Source organism: Candidatus Competibacteraceae bacterium (assembly GCA_016699715.1).
Lineage (GTDB): Bacteria > Pseudomonadota > Gammaproteobacteria > Competibacterales > Competibacteraceae > Competibacter.
In genome coordinates this window covers 2,520,391-2,535,043 of record CP065007.1, presented here as the reverse complement: position 1 = coordinate 2,535,043, position 14,653 = coordinate 2,520,391, and the positions used below count along the sequence as shown (strand labels likewise).

At 63.8% G+C, this 14,653-nt stretch carries 17 protein-coding genes and 1 pseudogene; 14 read left to right on the top strand and 4 right to left on the bottom strand.

Annotated features, from left to right (window positions below):
- Positions 1-3: 3 nt before the first annotated feature.
- Both IPM89_11370 and IPM89_11365 read left to right on the top strand, forming a co-directional pair.
- Positions 4-543, top strand: coding sequence for a glutathione peroxidase (locus IPM89_11370; protein ID QQS53474.1), 540 nt, complete (start codon positions 4-6; stop codon positions 541-543).
- Positions 544-562: 19 nt separating this feature from the next.
- A complete protein-coding gene (locus IPM89_11365; protein ID QQS53473.1) occupies positions 563-1,039 on the top strand; it encodes a DUF3429 domain-containing protein in 477 nt (158 codons plus the stop codon).
- 6 nt (positions 1,040-1,045) lie between these two features.
- Here IPM89_11365 and IPM89_11360 read toward each other — a convergent pair whose 3' ends face one another.
- Positions 1,046-2,482 carry a glutamate--cysteine ligase gene (locus tag IPM89_11360; protein QQS53472.1) on the bottom strand — a complete coding sequence of 479 codons (1,437 nt, stop codon included), beginning with the start codon at positions 2,480-2,482 and terminating at the stop codon, positions 1,046-1,048.
- 32 nt (positions 2,483-2,514) lie between these two features.
- Positions 2,515-3,708: an SAM-dependent methyltransferase gene (locus IPM89_11355; GenBank protein ID QQS53471.1), complete on the bottom strand. Its 1,194-nt coding sequence runs from the start codon at positions 3,706-3,708 to the stop codon at positions 2,515-2,517.
- A gap of 265 nt (positions 3,709-3,973) precedes the next feature.
- Here IPM89_11355 and IPM89_11350 point away from each other — a divergent pair, with 265 nt between their 5' ends.
- A complete protein-coding gene (locus tag IPM89_11350) occupies positions 3,974-4,624 on the top strand; it encodes a TIGR04211 family SH3 domain-containing protein (protein QQS53470.1) in 651 nt (216 codons plus the stop codon).
- Between the two features lie 64 nt (positions 4,625-4,688).
- On the opposite strand, the gene folK is transcribed toward IPM89_11350, so the two are convergent.
- Both folK and folB read right to left on the bottom strand, forming a co-directional pair.
- Positions 4,689-5,183, bottom strand: coding sequence for a 2-amino-4-hydroxy-6-hydroxymethyldihydropteridine diphosphokinase (gene folK / locus IPM89_11345; GenBank protein ID QQS53469.1), 495 nt, complete (start codon positions 5,181-5,183; stop codon positions 4,689-4,691).
- A gap of 6 nt (positions 5,184-5,189) precedes the next feature.
- Positions 5,190-5,546 (bottom strand): dihydroneopterin aldolase, encoded by a 357-nt coding sequence (gene folB / locus IPM89_11340; protein QQS53468.1) that lies wholly within the window; start codon positions 5,544-5,546, stop codon positions 5,190-5,192.
- A gap of 168 nt (positions 5,547-5,714) precedes the next feature.
- Between folB and plsY the strand changes: the two genes are divergently transcribed.
- From plsY to IPM89_11285, 11 genes and pseudogenes are all read left to right on the top strand, one after another.
- A complete protein-coding gene (gene plsY, locus IPM89_11335; GenBank protein QQS53467.1) occupies positions 5,715-6,311 on the top strand; it encodes a glycerol-3-phosphate 1-O-acyltransferase PlsY in 597 nt (198 codons plus the stop codon).
- Positions 6,312-6,460: 149 nt separating this feature from the next.
- On the top strand, positions 6,461-6,976 hold the full coding sequence (fabA, locus tag IPM89_11330) for a 3-hydroxyacyl-[acyl-carrier-protein] dehydratase FabA (protein QQS53466.1): 516 nt from the start codon (positions 6,461-6,463) through the stop codon (positions 6,974-6,976).
- 11 nt (positions 6,977-6,987) lie between these two features.
- Positions 6,988-8,205: a beta-ketoacyl-ACP synthase I gene (fabB, locus tag IPM89_11325; protein QQS53465.1), complete on the top strand. Its 1,218-nt coding sequence runs from the start codon at positions 6,988-6,990 to the stop codon at positions 8,203-8,205.
- 66 nt (positions 8,206-8,271) lie between these two features.
- Positions 8,272-8,664: a hypothetical protein gene (locus IPM89_11320; GenBank protein ID QQS53464.1), complete on the top strand. Its 393-nt coding sequence runs from the start codon at positions 8,272-8,274 to the stop codon at positions 8,662-8,664.
- Positions 8,665-8,709: 45 nt separating this feature from the next.
- Positions 8,710-9,684 (top strand): thiamine-phosphate kinase, encoded by a 975-nt coding sequence (gene thiL / locus IPM89_11315; protein ID QQS53463.1) that lies wholly within the window; start codon positions 8,710-8,712, stop codon positions 9,682-9,684.
- Positions 9,685-9,779: 95 nt separating this feature from the next.
- A pseudogene (locus tag IPM89_11310) lies at positions 9,780-9,989 on the top strand (transposase).
- Positions 9,990-10,053: 64 nt separating this feature from the next.
- Positions 10,054-10,596, top strand: coding sequence for a phosphatidylglycerophosphatase A (locus IPM89_11305; protein QQS53462.1), 543 nt, complete (start codon positions 10,054-10,056; stop codon positions 10,594-10,596).
- Between the two features lie 52 nt (positions 10,597-10,648).
- Entirely contained in the window at positions 10,649-11,923 is a 1,275-nt protein-coding gene (locus IPM89_11300; GenBank protein QQS53461.1) for a bifunctional O-acetylhomoserine aminocarboxypropyltransferase/cysteine synthase, read from the top strand.
- A 41-nt stretch (positions 11,924-11,964) separates the two neighbouring features.
- Positions 11,965-13,074: an S-(hydroxymethyl)glutathione dehydrogenase/class III alcohol dehydrogenase gene (locus tag IPM89_11295; protein ID QQS53460.1), complete on the top strand. Its 1,110-nt coding sequence runs from the start codon at positions 11,965-11,967 to the stop codon at positions 13,072-13,074.
- 13 nt (positions 13,075-13,087) lie between these two features.
- Positions 13,088-13,924 carry an S-formylglutathione hydrolase gene (gene fghA / locus IPM89_11290; protein ID QQS53459.1) on the top strand — a complete coding sequence of 279 codons (837 nt, stop codon included), beginning with the start codon at positions 13,088-13,090 and terminating at the stop codon, positions 13,922-13,924.
- Between the two features lie 30 nt (positions 13,925-13,954).
- Positions 13,955-14,548: a thermonuclease family protein gene (locus IPM89_11285; GenBank protein QQS53458.1), complete on the top strand. Its 594-nt coding sequence runs from the start codon at positions 13,955-13,957 to the stop codon at positions 14,546-14,548.
- The last annotated feature ends 105 nt before the right edge of the window (positions 14,549-14,653 follow it).

Sequence of the window (14,653 nt, the reverse complement as noted above, 5' to 3'; positions counted from 1 at the left end):
GTAATGCCGCATGTTCTGGTTCTATTGATCCTGGCACTCGCGCCGTTGCGAATGGCATTGACCGACGATTGCCCGGCCAACCTCGATTTTCGGATGCGCCCGCTCGCCAGCGACCGCGCCGAATCCCTGTGCGAGCGATATGCCGGCAAGGTGCTGCTGGTGGTCAATACCGCCAGCCAGTGCGGGTTTACGCCGCAGTACCAAGGATTGGATGCTCTGTACGACCGTTACCGCAAGCAAGGGCTGGTGGTACTGGGGTTTCCGTCCAATGATTTCGCCCAGGAGCCGGGCGGCGAAAAGGACATCCAGAATTTCTGCCGGCTGAACTACGGCGTGCGATTCCCGATGTATGAAAAGATCGGTGTATCCAGCGCGGCGGCTCACCCCTTCTACCACCAGTTGGCCGCGGGTGGCGACGGTTACCCGCAATGGAATTTCTACAAATATCTGCTGGATCGCAACGGCGTGGTGGTGGCGCTGTTTCCATCCCGAACTCGCCCGGACGACCCGCAATTGATCGCGGCCATCGAGCAACTGCTTTAATCCAACGGAGGTCTCGGCCATGAACTCGACCGTATCCGCGCACTCCAACACCGCCCAGACGACCGCTATTCCCGCTGCCGCATTATGGCTGGGCGGGACGGGGCTGATTCCCTTCATCGCGCCGGTCGCCGCGCTGTGGCTGGGGCCGGCGGAGTGGCGGGATTTGGCCTGGCTGGCGCTGCACACCTACGCCGCCGTCATCCTCGGCTTTACCGGCGCCGTCGGCTGGGGCGCGGCGTTGCGAGAGAGCGATGCCGGCCGGCTGTGGCGGGCGATGGCTTGGAGCGTGGTGCCGGCCCTGCTGGCCTGGGTGGCACTGTGGCTGCCGCATCATCAGGGCGTGGCGTTGCTGCTACTCGGCTTTGCCGCGCAGTATGCGATGGACCGCCGCGCCGTGGCGACCGGTTGCTTACCGGACTGGTACGGCCGATTGCGGCGGGTGCTGACGGCGGGCGTGACGGCCTGTCTGGCGCTGGCGCTGGCGCGAACGTTCTAAGCGGAACTAATCCGCCCACTCATGCACCGGCCTACCACTCCGCTGCCGCGCCAGATAGGCCAGGGTCAGCTCGTTCAGATCCGGTCCGTGGCGAGCGAGAAAGCGCCGCTGCCAGTCCGAGCCGGTGCGACCGCTATCCACCCGCGCCGCGACGATATCCAGATACGCTTCCACATCCGCCGCGTCGATCTCCAGCGCCCGCAGCCCGCGCCGGGCCAGCGGCAGCAGTTCCTCCAGCAGCAGTTGCCGCAACGATGCGCGCCGGCCGTTCAACCACACGATCTCGGCCCGCAACCCGTCCCGCGCCGCCGCGTAGAAATTCGCCCGGCTCAAGGCGAAAGGCAGCGCCGTCGATACCGGCGGCACCGCCCGCGCCAGTGCGTGAACCAGTCCGTAGTACAGCGCCGCGTTGGCGATCAGGTCGGGAATGCTGGGACCGGCCGGCATCACCCGGTGTTCGATGCGCAGGTGCGGCGCGCCGTCGGCCTCGAAGCCCAGCAGCGGTCGGTTCCAGCGCCAGATCGTACCGTTGTGCAGGCGCAGGTGTGGCAGTTGGCCGATTGGTTCCGCGCTGAGATCGACCGGCAGCAAGGGCGGGTAGTGCGTCAGGTTTTCCGCGAACAGTTCCAGCAGCGAGTTCCGGATGTAATCGTTCCCGAAGGTCACCCGGCGGTAGGCCGGATTGTCGGCGCTGGCTCCGCCCGGTAGATCCACGCCCTGTTCGAACAGCCGGATCCGGGTTTCTTCCCAAAGCACCTTGCCGAACAGCAGCGGCGAGTTGGCGGTGGCGGCCACCAGTGGCGCCGACAGCGCCAGCGCGGCATTGAAGAAGGCGGCGGCTTGCTCGGGTACGACTTGCAAGTGCGCCTGAAACGAGGTGGTGGCGGCTTCCAGCATCACGTCGGGATGGGAAAGACGCAGGGTTTCCGTGCCGTGGATAGCCAACTGCATTGGCTGGCCGTGCCGCCGCCGCAGGATCTGATCGTTGATGGCCCGGTAGCGCTCCTGGTTCGACATGTGTTCCACGCTCAGATCCGTGTCGCGCAGAGTCGGCAGGATGCCGATCAGCGCCACGGTGGCGTCCAGATCGGCGGCGACTCGCTGGCAGCGTTGCCACAGGCTTTCGAGGTTGCCGTGCATCCGTCGCAGCGCGCCGCCGTGCAGCGCCAGCGGTGGGGTATTGAGTTCGATGTTGAACACGCTCAGTTCCGGCACCACCAGCGGATCGGCCATCCGCTCCAGAAATGCCTGGTTGAGCGGTGCCGGCTGGCCGGCCCGATCCACCAGCCACGCCTCGACCTCGAAGCCCGCGACGCCGCTGACCGGGGCGAAACGCCGTTCCCGCAACCAGTCGTGCAGGATGGCCGTTTCCCGGCGCAGCCGTTCCCCAAACCGCTCGAAATCCCGGTGGGTGAATTGGGAGTAGGCGATTTCCTGACCCATGCGCGGCGCCTCCAGCCGTATGCCTAAGCAAACTATAGCCGCCCGCGCTCGTCCCGCATGGCGAAACCGCGCAACGGCAGGTCGAGGCCGCGCGTCAAGGCGATGGCCTGGAAGCGTTCGCCCATTTCGCCGGGCAGGGTCAACAGCTTGACCTGACGGGTCTGCTCCAGGTAACGGAGCGTGTCGGCGGGGTCCGCGTCGGCCAGCAGATCCATGAGGCCGCAGCCGAACAGAAAGTAGTTCTGGGCGGTGTAGCCGGCCACGTCCAGCCCGGCGACGAGCGCGGCGTCGGCCACGGCGCTGAAGTCCACGCTGGCGGTGATGTCCTGCAAGCCGGGCAGAATCAGCGGATCGTCGTGAACACGGTGACGGTAATGGCAGAGCAAGGTGCCGGTCACGCGTTCGGGGTGGTAGTAGTCCCGGCGCGGATAACCGTAATCGACGAACAGCAGCGCGCCCGCCGTCAGCGTTTCGGCGATGGCGCCCAGCCAGGCATCCAGATGGGGCACGTATTCGGAGGTGTAGCCTGGCGGCAGGCGCCAACCCAGTTCCTGTTCGATGCGGGCGACGGCGGCGGTTATTTCGGGATCTTCGTCGCCTTCCACCCAATCCAGCCCCGTTTCTTTCCAGGTCACCGCCAGTCGGCGTGGCCCCGCCTCGGTGATGTGGAAGCGTTCGACCGGCAGAGCGTCCAGCACCTCGTTGGCCAACACCACGCCGCGCAGGCCCGGGTCCGGCAACGCCTCCAGCCAGACCACGCGGTCCAGCAGATCGGGCACCCGTTCCGCCAGGGTCTGGCGTTGGCGCTGGTGCAACTCGCCGCTCAGTTCCAGGATGGCGTAACGCTCCGGCAGGGCCTCCAGTGCATGCAGTTCCCGCAGCAGGTCGGCGGCCATGATGCCGGTGCCGGCACCGAATTCGAGCAGGGCGCCACCCCCCAGCGCCTCCAGAATCGGCTGGCATTGACGCGCCAGACAGCGCGAGAACAGCGGCGACAATTCCGGAGCGGTGACGAAATCGCCGTCCGGGCCGAACTTGCGGGCGCCGGCCCGGTAATAGCCCAGACCAGGGGCATACAGCGCCAGATCCATGAACCGGGCAAAGGAGATGGCGCCACCAGCCGCGGTGATTTCGGTGCGAATCCGGTCGAGTAGCCGGGCGCTGTGCGCGGCGGCGGCGGGGTCGGGCGCGGGCAGGCGATCGAGCGGGTTGGAAGCTGGAAGCATGAGCGTTGCCAGTAAAATGGAGGTAGGTTTGGAGGAAGTGTCAAAATGTTTTTTACCACAGGCGCGCAAGCAGGCGCAGGCTTGCCGCCGGATTTTTTATTTGGGCATCATGGTGTTTACCTGGATATAAACCCGCGCTGCAAACAGGCTACAATCGCCCAAAATTATGCCAGCCTCCGATGAATTTCCCGACGTGCAATCTTCTCCGATGAAATCTCTCACGAGTCCGTTTTTTTGGGCCGCCCTTCTGATTATTGTTGCCCCCATGCCAGCCCTGGCTCAAACACAAGCGGCAGATCAGGCGCGATCCGCCACCTATGTCAGCGATTTGCTGGACGTCCCGCTGCGCGCGGGCGCTTCCAACCGCTACAAGATCATCGGCGCGGTGCGCAGCGGCACCGCCATCGACGTGCTGAAAGTGGATGCGGTCAAGGGCTATACCCAGATCCGCACGCCAACCGGGGTCAAGGGTTGGCTGCCTAGCGCCCAGGTCACCGACACCCCAAGCAGCCGGGAGCAACTCGCCGGTGTCCGTCAGAATCTGGAGCAATTGCAGAGTCGGAATGTGGATCTCAAACAACATCTGGAAGAGGTGGTCGGCAAGCCGGGAGAAGAGAATCTCAGCTATCCGCGGCTGTACGACGAAGCGCTGCGGTTGCGCCAGCAATTGGCGCAATACCGCAAGGTGTCGGCCGATACGGTGGCGATCGACGAGCGCAACAAGATGTTGCAGGAACAGGCTGTGGTCCTGGAACGGGAACTGCAACTGGTCCAGCAGGAAAATCGGGCGCTGCGCGACGACAACGACAACCTGCGGTTTCTGATGGGCGCGGTACTGCTGGGTGCCTGCCTGTTACTGGCTGTGATGATGCCGCGTATCCGGGAGCAGCGGCGCGAACAGTGGAGCCGGTTGTAAGGAGCAGGGCTCGGGGGCGAATCGGATACCGGGTTGAGCGGGACGCTGCATTTTGGAATAAGGCTTAGCGATCCAGCGCCAGCATCACCGGCGTGAGCGTTTCCCGCGACTGATCGTGGGCGGCCCATAGTTCGGCGAAGGTGGACCCCAACAGTGGATGGCGACGGTCGCCGGCCACCTCGGCCAACGGTCGCAGCACGAAGGCGTGGCGGACGATCTCGTCGCGAGGGATATGAGTTTCCGCCTCACGCCACACCAGATCGCCGTAGAGCAGCAAATCCAGATCCAGTGCCCGCGGCGCGAGTTTTGGACCACCACCGTGCCGCTGGTGGGTGACCTCGATCGCCCGCAGACCGGCAAGGACCTCATGTACCGTCCATTCGGTTTCGAAACCCGCCACCAGGTTGAGAAAGTCGTCGCCGACGAAACCGACCGCCGCGCTGGCGTAGATGGTGGACAGGGTCAAGGGGCCGAAACGCCGCCGCAGCGCGGCCAGCCCGGAGCGGATGTGTCGTTCCGGTTCGATGTTGCTGCCGACACCGACGTAAACCTGGACCATCGCGCTTCAGCCCCGACCGCCGCGTTCGATGACGACGCCAGCCTCGCGGGCATCGGACGGCACGCCGGGCTTGCGCAGGGTCAAGCGCAGCCAGGGCGCGGCGAATTCCCGCAGCAACAACTCCGCGATGCGCTCGGCCAAAGTTTCCAGCAACTGGAAGTCGCTGGCGGCCGCGAGCGCGGCAATCCGTTGTGCCATGGCCTGGTAGTCGAGCGTATCGGCGAGCCGGTCGCTTTCGGCCGCTGGGCGGATATCGGTGCCCAGTTCCAGATCCAGCAGCAGGTTCCGGCGGGCCTGGCGTTCCCAGGGATGAACGCCGATGAGCGTTTCTATGCGCAGTTCGCGGATAAAAATAATGTCCATGACGGGGCTCCCAGCGATGAATTATCTTTATAAGCAGTAAGGGTCGATCCGGTCGGGCGGAGGTCCTCGACCATCCCGCTTTGAGCCGGCGTTAACCGCCGCCCGACTCCGTCCCAGTCCCCGCTGGCTACCGTGCCGGCTTTCCGAAGTGCTTGACGACGGTATTCTATGCTCACAAACCTGTTGTTTGTCGTTCTCGGCTATCTGGCCGGTTCGATTTCCACCGCCATCCTGGTCTGCCGGGCGATGGGACTGCCCGACCCGCGCAGCGAAGGGTCGCGCAACCCCGGCGCCACCAACGTGCTGCGCTTCGGTGGCAAGAAGGCCGCCGCCATTACCCTGGCCGGCGACTTTGCCAAAGGACTGCTGCCGGTGCTGCTGGCACGGCTGGCGGATGTGGGGGAAATGGGATTGGCCCTGACCGCGCTGGCGGCGTTTCTGGGGCATCTCTATCCGGTATTCTTCGGCTTCGAGGGTGGCAAGGGCGTGGCGACCGCGTTCGGGGCGATACTCGGCCTCTCGTATCTGGTGGCGCTGGCGGCGTTCGCTACCTGGTTGTTCATGGCCTTCGTGGTCCGCGTTTCTTCGCTGTCGGCCTTGACCGCCGCCGCGCTGACCCCGCTGCTCGCCTGGGGATTCGGAGTGCCGGACACCTACCTTGCCGCCGTGCTGGTCATGGTGGCGCTGCTGGTCTGGCGGCACCGCTCCAACATTCGCCAACTGCTGGCTGGCACCGAAGATAAGATCGGCACCGACCGACCATGAGCGTGTCGGGCGGCGGCGATCGCTGCGTCGCCGCGCCCGCCGGCCACTCATTTTCCCCACCAGCCGGTAAAAATCCTATAAAATTTCGTATTTCCAGCTTTGCTCCATTTCGGTTTTCCCCAGTTGCGCTACTTTGAGTACCCACGGTTGTGAACAAAGAATCCAGCTACACTCGCGAGGAATTGCTCGCCTGCGCCCGCGGCGAATTGTTTGGCCCCGGCAACGCTCAATTACCGTTACCGAACATGCTGATGGTTGACCGTATCGTCCACATCGGCGCCGAGGGTGGTCAGTACGGCAAAGGCGAAATCGTCGCGGAATTGGACATTGATCCCGAGCTGTGGTTTTTCGGCTGCCATTTTATCGGCGATCCGGTGATGCCGGGTTGCCTGGGACTGGACGCCATGTGGCAACTGGTGGGATTTTTCCTGGGATGGATGGGCGGCCAGGGGCGGGGGCGGGCGCTCGGTTGCGGTGAGGTCAAATTCACCGGCCAAGTGCGTCCCGAAGCCAGGAAATTGACTTATCACATTCACATGCGGCGGGTCATTCTGCGTAAACTGGTCATGGGCATCGCCGACGCGACCCTGGACGTCGACGGCCGGACCATTTACTTCGGGAAAGACCTGCGGGTCGGACTTTTTACCTCGACCGACGGCTTTTGAGGATGAGGACCATGAGACGAGTGGTTGTCACGGGTATCGGTATCGTGTCCAGCATCGGCAACGATCGCTGGGAAGTGCTGGAATCGTTGCGGCAGGGCCGCAGTGGTCTGGAGTACGCACCGGATTACCAGGAAATGGGCCTGCGCTCGCATGTGCGCGGGCCGCTGCGAGTCGATCTGGCGGCCCAGATCGACCGCAAGGTGCTGCGGTTCATGGGTGATGCCGCCGCTTTCAACTTTCTGGCCCTGCGTGAGGCCATCGCCGACGCCAAATTAAGCGATGAGGTGGTCTCGAACCCGCGCACCGGCCTGATCACCGGCAGCGGCGGCGGCAGTCCGCAGAACATCGTCGAAGCCGCCGATCTGCTGCGCAACAAGGGATTGAAGCGGGTCGGGCCGTACATGGTGCCACGCACCATGAGCAGCACCACCACCGCCTGCCTGGCGACGCCGTTCAAGATCAAGGGCGTGAATTACAGTCTCGGTTCCGCCTGCGCCACCAGCTCGCACTGCATCGGTCACGGCGGCGAACTGATCCAGTGGGGCAAGCAGGATGTGGTGTTCGCCGGCGGCGGCGAAGAAGTGCACTGGAGTTTGACCCACCTGTTCGACGCCATGGGCGCCTTGTCCACCAAGTACAACGCCACGCCGCAAACCGCCTCCCGACCCTACGACGCCAGCCGCGACGGTTTCGTGATCTCCGGCGGTGGCGGCATCGTGGTGCTGGAGGAACTGGAGCACGCCCGGCGGCGTGGCGCGCGGATCTATGCCGAATTGATCGGCTATGGAGCGACCTCCGACGGTCACGACATGGTGCAGCCGTCCGGCGAGGGCGCGCTGCGCTGCATGCGACTGGCGCTGGAGGGGGTGAACGAGCCGGTGGATTACATCAATACCCACGGCACCAGTACGCCCGCCGGCGACATGCGCGAACTGGAGGCGATCCGTGAAATGTTCGGCGAGCACGTTCCGCCGATCAGCGCCACCAAGTCGCTAACCGGCCACGCGCTGGGCGCGGCGGGGGTGCATGAGGCGATTTACTCGCTGCTGATGATGGACAACCGCTTCATCGCCGCCTCGGCCAACATCGAAACCCTCGACCCGGCGGCGGAAGGGATGCCAATCGTCCGCGAGCGGGTGGACAACGCCGATCTCAAGGTGGTGATATCCAACAGCTTCGGCTTCGGTGGCACCAACGCCACGCTGGTATTGCGGCGGTTCGAGGCTTAACTTGCCGCTGATCGTCTGGAAAAAGGCCGCCCGCGGGGCGGCCTTGTCGCTTTCTGGAGAAAAAACGTGATGGCCAGTTTTCCGTTGCTTGCGATTATCGTCGCCGCCTACACCGCTCTGGCCCTGGTCGCGCCGGGCTGGCTGAACGGCGTGGTGTTCGTGCTACCCCTGCTATCCGAATCGATGCTGCCGTTTCAGGGCGGCGACCTGTTGCTGGTGGTGGGCCTGTTGCTGCTCTGCGTCGAGGTGTATCGCGCCACCAGCAGTTCGACCGCCGCCATTCTCAACCATGTGCTGTCGCTGGTGGTATTCATCATCGCCCTGATCGAGCTACTCGTGATGCCGCGCATGGCCAACATGACCTTCTTTCTGATCGTGCTGATGACCCTGAGCGATGTGATCGCCGGTTTTACCGTAACGATTTCGACCGCCCGGCGGGATATCCAGCGCCCGTCCTGATGCCCCGCTCGACGCCGGTCGAATCCGCCGGAGTCCGTTCCGCCCATGTCCATCTCCGAATTTTCCCTGATCGAGCGTTACTTCGCCGCGCACCGCTTCCAGCGTCCCGATGTGGCGCTGGGCATCGGCGACGACTGCGCGCTGCTACTGCCTCCGGCCGACCAGCAGTTGGCGACAACCGTGGACACGCTGGTGGCCGGGGTGCATTTCTTCGCCGACGCCGATCCGGAAGGCGTCGGCCACAAGGCACTGGCGGTCAATCTCAGCGATCTGGCGGCGATGGGCGCGACCCCGGCTTGGGCCACGCTGGCGCTGACCCTGCCCCAAGCCGACGAGGCATGGTTGGCGGCGTTTTGCCGGGGGCTGTTCACGCTGGCGGATCGATACGGGGTGCAACTGATTGGCGGCGATGTCACGCACGGTCCCGTCATCGTCATCACCATTCAAGCGCAGGGTTTCGTGCCACCGGGGCTGGCGCTGCGCCGCGACGGCGCGAAACCGGGTGATGGTCTCTATGTTACCGGCACCCCAGGCGATGCTGGCTTGGCGCTGGCGGCGGCGTTCGGCAAGGCCACTATCGCGGCCGGTCATGAGGGCTACATCCGGGCGCGACTGGAACGACCGGAGCCGCGAATCGCCGAGGGCTTGGCGCTGCGTGGAATCGCCAGCGCCGCCATCGATGTCTCCGACGGGCTGGCGCAGGATCTGAGCCATATCCTGGAACGCAGCCAGGTCGGGGCACGACTGGAGGTGGAGCGGCTGCCGCTGTCGCCGGCCTTGGTGGCCAGCCTGGACCGGGAAACCGCCACCGTCGTGACCGCCCTGACCGGTGGCGACGATTACGAACTCTGCTTCGCCGTGCCGCCGGAACGAATTTCGCAACTGGAAGGCAACGTGGCCGAGTGGAACTGCCGCCGCACCCGCATCGGCGTCGTCACGGCGGAACCGGGCTTGCGATTGGTGCACGCCGATGGTGCGACCTTTCACCTGGAGCGGCGAGGTTATGACCATTTCAGCTGAATGTTCGGCTCGGGCACCTGAAATGCGGAGAGACCCCCTTGAGCGCGGTCGTCATTTATATGGGTGACTACACCGGCGAACCGTTTGCGCGGGGCGTGGCCGACATCCTCGGCGCAACGGTCGAGGTGGCGAAGTGGAACACGCTCCATACCTTCAGGATTCTACCCAAGCGTTGGGTGGTGGCACGTTCCTTCGGTTGGCTCGAAACGTGCCGCCGTCTCTGGAAAAACCGGGAACGCAAGCTCCACGCCAGCCGCCAAATGGTCGTTCTCGCTTTCCTCGCGCTCTTACTCCGGAGATCCTAAACAGGCTCTTACATGAAGCCTGATGTATTGCCGCCTCTCCAAGAGGCTTGGAGTCACCAAGAATATGAATCGTACTTCACTCCTCTCCCCGCCTCCCCCCATCCAGGGGAAAATCGCTGAAAAGCCTTGTGCCCGCGTCTTCCGCGATCCCATCCATTTTCTCGCCCTCGGCTTCGGCTCCGGCTGCGCCCCCAAGGCGCCCGGCACCTTCGGTACGCTGGCGGCGATTCCGCTGTACCTGTTGGCGCAACCGCTGCCATTGTGGGCCTATCTTCTGTTAACCACTTTCGGTTTCGTGGTGGGCATCTGGATCTGTGATCGTGCCGCCCGCGATCTCGGTGTCCACGATCATCCCGCCATCGTCTGGGACGAGGTGGTCGGCTATTTCGTCACCATGATCGCCGCCCCAGCCGGTTGGTTATGGATCGTGATCGGCTTCATTCTGTTCCGGGTGTTCGACATTCTCAAACCGTGGCCGATCCGGCGGGCCGACCAACGCATCGGCGGCGGCTTCGGCATCATGTTCGACGACCTGCTGGCGGCCGGCTATGCCTGGCTCATACTGCAAGGCCTGGTCTACGGCATGACTCTACTGGACATTTCCTGATTTCCGCGTCCAGACTTTGTAGACCCACGACCACTGAAGGGAACCCAAACCAATGAAAATCGAGACCATCGCCATCCACGGCGGCTATACCCCGGAAGCCACCACCAAGGCCGTCGCCGTTCCCATCTACCAAACCACGTCCTACGCCTTCGACGACACCCAGCACGGCGCCGATCTGTTCGACCTGAAGGTGCCGGGCAACATCTACACCCGGATCATGAACCCCACCACCGCCGTTCTGGAACAGCGGGTGGCCGCCATGGAGGGCGGGGTCGGCGCACTGGGCGTGGCCTCGGGCATGGCGGCCATCACCTACGCCATCATGACCATCACCGAGGCCGGCGACAACATCGTCACCACCTCCAGTCTGTACGGCGGCACCTACAACCTGTTCGCTCACACCTTGCCGCGTTACGGTATTGAAGTGCGTTTTGCCGACTACCGCGACACCGAGGCGATGGGCCGGCTGATCGACGACCGGACCAAGGCGGTGTTCTGCGAATCGATTGGCAACCCGGCGGCCAACGTGGTGGATTTCGGCGCGCTGGCCGAGGTGGCGCACGCCCAGGGCGTGCCGCTGATCGTGGACAACACCGTGCCAACCCCGTACTTATGTCGGCCGTTCGAGCATGGCGCCGACATCGTGGTCCACGCCCTGACCAAGTACATGGGCGGCCACGGCACCAGTATCGGCGGCGTCATCGTCGATTCCGGCTGTTTTCCATGGGATCAGCACAAGACCCGCTTCGCCCGGCTGAACGAACCCGATCCGTCCTACCACGGCGTGGTCTATGTCGAAGCGCTGGGGCCGGCGGCGTTCATCGGCCGGGCACGGGTGGTACCGCTACGCAACACCGGCGCGGCGATCTCGCCGTTCAACAGCTTTCTGATTTTACAGGGCATCGAGACCTTGCCGGTGCGGATGGACCGCCATTGCGAAAACGCGGTCAAGGCGGCGGAATATCTGCGCGACCATCCGCAAGTGACCTGGATCAAATACCCGGCGCTGGCGGATAGCCCGGAGAAACCGCTGGTGGACAAATACATGGGCGGGCGTGGCTCCAGCATCCTCAGCTTCGGCATCAAGGGCGGCCGCACGGCCGGCGCCAAGTTCATCGACGCGCTGCAACTGGTGACCCGGCTGGTCAACATCGGCGACGCCAAATCGCTGGCCTGCCATCCGGCCACCACGACGCACCGCCAGTTGTCTCCGGCGGAGCTGGAGAAGGCGGGCGTGAGCGAGGATCTGGTGCGACTGTCGATCGGCATCGAGCACATCGACGATATCCTCGCCGATCTGGAACAAGCACTGGCGGCGGCAAAGTAAGCACGCCGTCACCCCGAACCCTCCTGGAGGAGACGACTCAGATGAAAGCACGCGCGGCCGTGGCCTGGGAGCCGAAGCAGCCCCTGGTCATCGAAGAAATCGACGTGGAAGGTCCCAAGGAAGGCGAGATTCTATTGAAAGTCGTGGCCAGCGGCGTTTGTCACACCGACGCCTTCACGCTGTCCGGCGACGACCCGGAAGGCGCGTTTCCCTGCGTCCTCGGTCACGAGGGCGGCTGTGAGGTGGTCGAATGCGGCCCCGGCGTCAAGGGCTTGAAACCCGGCGATCACGTCATCCCGCTCTATATCCCCGAATGTGGCGAGTGCGAGTACTGTCGCTCCACCAAAACCAATCTGTGCCAGTCCATCGCCGCCACGGTGTGGACCGGCTACATGCCCGACCATACCCGCCGCTTTTCCTGCAAGGGCACGCCGCTGTTTCACTACATGGGCTGTTCGACCTTTTCCGAGTACACCGTCGTCCCGGAAATCGCCTTGGCCAAAATTAACCCGGCGGCGCCGCTGGATAAGGTCTGCCTGCTGGGTTGCGGCGTCACCACCGGCATCGGCGCGGTGCTCAACACCGCCAAGGTCGAACCGGGTTCGACGGTCGCGGTGTTCGGGCTGGGCGGCATCGGCCTGTCGGTGATTCAGGGCGCGGTGATGGCACGGGCCGGGCGGATTATCGCCATCGACCTTAATCCCGACAAATTCGCCATGGCCACTGCGTTGGGCGCGACTGATACCCTCAACCCGGCCGAGATCGGCGGCGACGTGGTCGAAGCCATCAAAGAGATGAGCAACGGCGGCGTCGATTACTCCTTCGAGTGCATCGGCAACGTCAACGTCATGCGCCAGGCGCTGGAGTGCTGCCACATGGGCTGGGGCGTCTCCACCATCATCGGCGTGGCGGGAGCCGGTCAGGAAATCCGCACCCGGCCGTTCCAACTGGTCACTGGCCGCACCTGGAAAGGCACCGCCTTCGGTGGGGTCAAGGGCCGCAGTCAGTTACCCGGTTACGTGGACCACTATCTTCAGGGCAAGATCGAACTGGATCGCATGGTGACCCACACCTTGCCGCTGGCAGATATCAACACCGCTTTCGACCTGATGCACGAGGGCAAAAGCATCCGTTCCGTCATCATTTTCTAGGGGAATCCCGCCGGTGGAGCACATCGAATCGATCAAGGAATTCGGCGGCTGGCTGAACCGCTACCGCCACCGTTCGCAAGCCTGCGATTGCGACATGAGCTTTTCCGTCTATCTCCCCCCCCAGGCGGAGACGGAAAAAGTTCCGGCGGTCTACTGGCTGTCCGGCCTGACCTGCACCGACGACAACTTCCGGGTCAAGGCCGGAGCGCAGCGTTACGCGGCGGAACTGGGGCTGGCCCTGGTCATCCCCGACACCAGCCCGCGCGGCGCGGAGGTGCCGGACGTACCGGAGCGCTACGATCTCGGTCAGGGGGCGGGGTTCTACGTCAACGCCACTCAAGAGCCGTGGGCACGACACTATCGTATGTACGATTATGTGACCCGCGAACTGCCGGCGCTGGTCGAAGCGAATCTGCCGATTACCGAAGCGCGCTCCATTACCGGGCACTCGATGGGCGGCCACGGCGCGCTGATCTGCGCGTTGCGGGAACCGGAACGCTACCGTTCCGTCTCCGCGTTCGCGCCGATCTGTCACCCGATGGCCTGCGGTTGGGGGCAAGGCTGTTTCAAGGCTTATCTCGGCTCCAATCGCGAGGACTGGGTTGCTTACGATGTCGTCCGCCTGATCGAGGAAGGCGCGCCAGCCATTCCATTGTTGATCGATCAAGGCACCGCCGACGAATTCCTCGCCCAGCAGTTGCATCCGGCGTCGCTCGAACGGATCTGCGCCGCCCGCAATTTTCCGCTGACCCTGCGGTGGCAAGAAGACTACGATCACAGCTATCACTTCATCGCCACCTTCATCGGCGAACACCTCGCCTATCATGCCAAGGCGCTGCACGGTGCTTAGCGCCGTCACGCGCGCAATCCGGGATTTTTCGTGAAACAGGATCTACTGAAACTCTTGCAAAGCCTGCTGCGGGGCGAATTGAGTCGCGCCCGCCGCCGGCGCCGGAACCGTTCACCGTGGCTGATCGGGGGGCTGGTGATCGGCATCGCCGCGATCAGCTACTTTCTGCACGAACCCAAGGCGCCGCCTTCGGCGATACCGAAGGGCGCGGAATTAAGCTGCGCCGTCAAATCGGTCTACGACGGCGACACCCTGACCGCCAGTTGCCCGGAAGGCACGGTCAAAGTACGGATGTTCGGCATCGACACCCCGGAGATGGGCCAGAAGCCGTGGGGCACCAAGTCGCGTGATGCGTTGCGCGAGCTGCTGCTCCGTAACAACATCACGCTGCGGGTGCGGGATCAGGACCGCTACGGCCGGACGGTCGCCCAAGTGTTCGTCGGGCCAACCGATGTGGGTTTGGAGATGGTCCGGCGAGGGCAAGCGGCCGTTTACGAACAGTACAACGATTCGGCCGCTTACCGGCAGGCTCAGACCGAGGCGAAGCGGGACCGGCGCGGCATCTGGGAAAAACCCGGCAGTCAGCAGGACCCGGCCGCTTGGCGGCGATTGAACCCACGCTGAGGCATATAAACAACCATGACGTTTTCGAATGTAACTTTTTCATACATATCCATATGCTCTTTATCAACAATAATGTAATTATTTGCTATTGTTGATTTTTTCGTA

What these genes read in the sequence shown, in the direction of transcription:
- IPM89_11370 (QQS53474.1), top strand. Translation starts at nt 4, where the DNA reads ATGCCGCATGTTCTGGTTCTATTGATCCTGGCACTCGCGCCGTTGCGA.
- IPM89_11365 (QQS53473.1), top strand. Translation starts at nt 563, where the DNA reads ATGAACTCGACCGTATCCGCGCACTCCAACACCGCCCAGACGACCGCT.
- IPM89_11360 (QQS53472.1), bottom strand. Translation starts at nt 2,482, where the DNA reads ATGGGTCAGGAAATCGCCTACTCCCAATTCACCCACCGGGATTTCGAG.
- IPM89_11355 (QQS53471.1), bottom strand. Translation starts at nt 3,708, where the DNA reads ATGCTTCCAGCTTCCAACCCGCTCGATCGCCTGCCCGCGCCCGACCCC.
- IPM89_11350 (QQS53470.1), top strand. Translation starts at nt 3,974, where the DNA reads ATGCCAGCCCTGGCTCAAACACAAGCGGCAGATCAGGCGCGATCCGCC.
- folK (QQS53469.1), bottom strand. Translation starts at nt 5,183, where the DNA reads ATGGTCCAGGTTTACGTCGGTGTCGGCAGCAACATCGAACCGGAACGA.
- folB (QQS53468.1), bottom strand. Translation starts at nt 5,546, where the DNA reads ATGGACATTATTTTTATCCGCGAACTGCGCATAGAAACGCTCATCGGC.
- plsY (QQS53467.1), top strand. Translation starts at nt 5,715, where the DNA reads ATGCTCACAAACCTGTTGTTTGTCGTTCTCGGCTATCTGGCCGGTTCG.
- fabB (QQS53465.1), top strand. Translation starts at nt 6,988, where the DNA reads ATGAGACGAGTGGTTGTCACGGGTATCGGTATCGTGTCCAGCATCGGC.
- thiL (QQS53463.1), top strand. Translation starts at nt 8,710, where the DNA reads ATGTCCATCTCCGAATTTTCCCTGATCGAGCGTTACTTCGCCGCGCAC.
- IPM89_11305 (QQS53462.1), top strand. Translation starts at nt 10,054, where the DNA reads ATGAATCGTACTTCACTCCTCTCCCCGCCTCCCCCCATCCAGGGGAAA.
- IPM89_11300 (QQS53461.1), top strand. Translation starts at nt 10,649, where the DNA reads ATGAAAATCGAGACCATCGCCATCCACGGCGGCTATACCCCGGAAGCC.
- IPM89_11295 (QQS53460.1), top strand. Translation starts at nt 11,965, where the DNA reads ATGAAAGCACGCGCGGCCGTGGCCTGGGAGCCGAAGCAGCCCCTGGTC.